General features: G+C 67.6%; 1 protein-coding gene. It reads right to left on the bottom strand.

The genetic code is table 11. From position 1 onward, the window contains the following. Positions 1–389: Ig-like domain-containing protein (locus tag KVT28_RS24715; RefSeq protein ID WP_217550779.1), on the bottom strand; the 389-nt coding region annotated here is incomplete at both ends.

Raw genomic sequence — 389 nt, 5'->3', positions numbered from 1 at the left:
GCGGATTGGCCGGAGTGAAGCTCCATTTGCCATCGGTGCCGAGGGTGGTGCTCCCCAGTACCCCGGTGCCACCACGCACGGTGACGACGCTGCCCGCTCCGGCACTTCCGCTCAACACTGGCGTGGTGTCGTTGGTGCGACCGCCGGTATCAACAGGAACCGCCGTGCCGCTGTTGTTATTGCTGAGCTGCAGATCGGTGGCGGCGGCTGGCGGTGTGGTATCCACGGTAAAGGTACCCGGCGCGGATGCGCCGCTGCTGTTGCCCGCCGCATCGGTGACGGTGGTGGACAGGCTGTGTGCGCCCTCGCCCAGCGCGATCGTTGGCGTAAAGCTCCAGTTGCCGCCGGTGTCCGCCGTGGCGGTGCCCAGCACGGTGGTGCCATCCAGT

The organism is Pantoea sp. GbtcB22 (assembly GCF_019091025.1).
Taxonomy (GTDB): domain Bacteria; phylum Pseudomonadota; class Gammaproteobacteria; order Enterobacterales; family Enterobacteriaceae; genus Pantoea; species Pantoea leporis.
Note: the sequence above shows the minus strand (reverse complement) of the source record. Positions and strands in the feature narration are given on the sequence as shown.